Raw genomic sequence first — 2,400 nt, 5'->3', positions numbered from 1 at the left:
CTCGTCGAATTGATTGTTTTTTGATCATTTGGCGAGTTTAAAAGTTGCGCTAGGTGGTATGCCGGGGAAATACATGGCTACTTCAGACCATCCTTAGCAAGATTCCGGAAAAGTACTTCAGTAAAGAATTTCAGGGGTACAAACCCTATGCGGACTGACTTGGTTGGTTCTTGGGGGATTTATCCGTGGTTTCCCGAGTTGGGCGATGATTTAGTCGCCCCTGACTCTCTGGATGTGGTCAAGTCCATCAGGCCATATGGAAAATTATTTAATTGCTCAGGTTTTTCTAATGGGTATTTGACTTTGAGATATAGAGATCAAGAGCTTTTTGTAAGGCCTGATCTCTATGTTGCCGTGCAAAGCCCAAAGTTTGAATTTTTAGATGAGGCGAAGGTTGCGGGGGCTGGAAAGATCGGTGTGATTATCGATATTGAGTGGCACTACAAAAGGGCAGAGCCGATTTTTTATCTTGAGTTTAGTGGAAAGAGATCATCTAAACAGTACTTTCAGTCTGAGCTTGTGCCGGCTCAATGAAACTCGGTGGGATATGGTTTGACAACCAAACCCCATTATCAGCCTGAAAGAATTTGAAGCCCTGTTGGTGCATCCGCAGGGCTTCAATTTTGAGTACCGCAGGCTTTCCATAGCGCTGCCCAACAGCAATGGCCGTAGTTATGTCCTGCGATAGGTGTACATGGTGGCGAGAGCCAGCGATCAACCCTTGTTGCTGTATCGACTCCAGGAAGCGTGTGGCGGTGCCATGGTAGAGAAATTCTGGCGGTTCTTTCTCTACGTGCTGAAGGCTCACGTTGGCAGTTGAGTGGCCCTGTACGGCGCGGATGCGCAGGCCATCATTCGAGATGCTGAAACGCTTTTTATCACTGCTGTTGACGACCGTTTGAATAAGGGAAATATCTAAAGTCCATCCATCTTTAGCCGCACCTGCTATCAAAGATTCGATATCTGCCCAGCCTTCGCTGTCCAGCTGCAAACCGATAGCTTGAGGTTCATGTCTGAGCACATAGCTAAGAAACTTGCTGGTCTCGTTGAGTTGCTTGGTATCCATCCTGCTTAACGCCTCAAAATCATTCATTAATTGGCAGCGGTTTGCATCATCGGCGCATCATTTTTGCCACATGCCTGCATCACGCCGACCGAACTGCTATTTTGTGCTATCTATCGGTTATCTGTTGCTACCTCTCAGCTATCGAACGGCTATCTTTCTGCTACTTCTCGGCTCACGATTTTTCTGTGGTGAGCTTTGGGGTGAGATGATCTGTTTTTGGCTTGCGCAACTTCGATCTTTAATAATTTGGTTTTATTTTTTGTGCCTGATGCCTCTAAGCTCAATCAGGATGGGCGGCAATGAGCCGCCCACTTTATTTATGAGATCTGCGAACTCAATCTACGCGTAATCACATCCATCAAGTCACAGCCATCACGCAACGGAATGGTTAACAGATGTGCAAAATCGTGAAGGGTGATGGCGTCACTGCTGAATTCCTCCCTGAAGGCGATGTTTTCCAACAGCTGGGTTACGGCTTTTATGCGATGCACGGCCGCATCGTGCAGAACGTCGAGTGGAGCCTGAGTGTCGATCAACAGGGCGGGGATTGTGCAGTCGTGGCCGGTAAGGGGCATGAATCGATTCATTTGAAAATCTCGTTTTATGGGGCTGAGAACGACCACTCCCTCGTCGCCAAACGAGAGGGTGGCAGCTGTACGCAGGTTGGCGAACCGGAAACGAGTAACCGGCAGACCCGAGGATCTCCCGCGCACAGCCGCCATAACAGCGACTCTGCGGGCGCAAAAGAGTTTGCAAAGGAAAGCAAACAGCTTTTGCACTCGTTAAACGGATCGCCAAATCCGATCGCCATATGAGCGACCGGCGGACTATAAGCCTCCAGCTTAATGTGGCGCAAGGCGCAATAACCTCAACAGCAAACCACCACGCTGCAAGGCGCGGTGATTGCCAGTGAAGCCAGTNGTGCCGACAAGAACCACCTCGACACCGATCGCCTGCTGACCAGCGATATCAAGAACACCAGCAAGATCAAAAGCACCTCGGCGAGCGCGGGCATCTCGGGCAGCAGCAGCGGGCTTGTGATGGGCCCGCCGATGGGCGCAGTGCTGAGTGAATCCGACAGCAGCAAAACCCGGGCAGCCGTCAGCGAAGGCACGATTGTGGTACGCAACCCTGAGGGCGCCAGCGACCTGGTGGGCCTCAACCGCGACACACAAAACGCCAACAAGCACCTGGACAAGCCGGATGAAAAAGCCATGCGCGAACGCATGGACCTGATCAACAGTTCTGCCGAACTGGCGCGCACCATTGGCAGCACCATCGCCAAGGCGAAAATCGACGAGTCCGAAGACCCCAACAGCGACACCGGCAAAGCG

General features: G+C 51.1%; 3 protein-coding genes. 1 reads left to right on the top strand and 2 read right to left on the bottom strand.

The features are described 5' to 3' along the window. Positions 1-147 precede the first annotated feature (147 nt). Positions 148-534, top strand: a complete 387-nt coding sequence (locus AO268_RS32310; protein WP_141562771.1) for a DUF6960 family protein — start codon at positions 148-150, stop codon at positions 532-534. Here AO268_RS32310 and AO268_RS03710 read toward each other — a convergent pair. After that, a complete protein-coding gene (locus AO268_RS03710) occupies positions 494-1,066 on the bottom strand; it encodes an RNA 2'-phosphotransferase (protein WP_099167933.1) in 573 nt (190 codons plus the stop codon). The genes AO268_RS32310 and AO268_RS03710 overlap by 41 nt on opposite strands. Positions 1,067-1,383: 317 nt before the next feature. Beyond that, on the bottom strand, positions 1,384-1,641 hold the full coding sequence (locus tag AO268_RS33040) for a hypothetical protein (protein ID WP_099167932.1): 258 nt from the start codon (positions 1,639-1,641) through the stop codon (positions 1,384-1,386). Positions 1,642-2,400 lie beyond the last annotated feature (759 nt).

The organism is Pseudomonas sp. ICMP 8385, from assembly GCF_002699915.1.
Taxonomy (GTDB): domain Bacteria; phylum Pseudomonadota; class Gammaproteobacteria; order Pseudomonadales; family Pseudomonadaceae; genus Aquipseudomonas; species Aquipseudomonas gessardii.
This window is presented reverse-complemented; position numbering and strand designations above follow the sequence as displayed.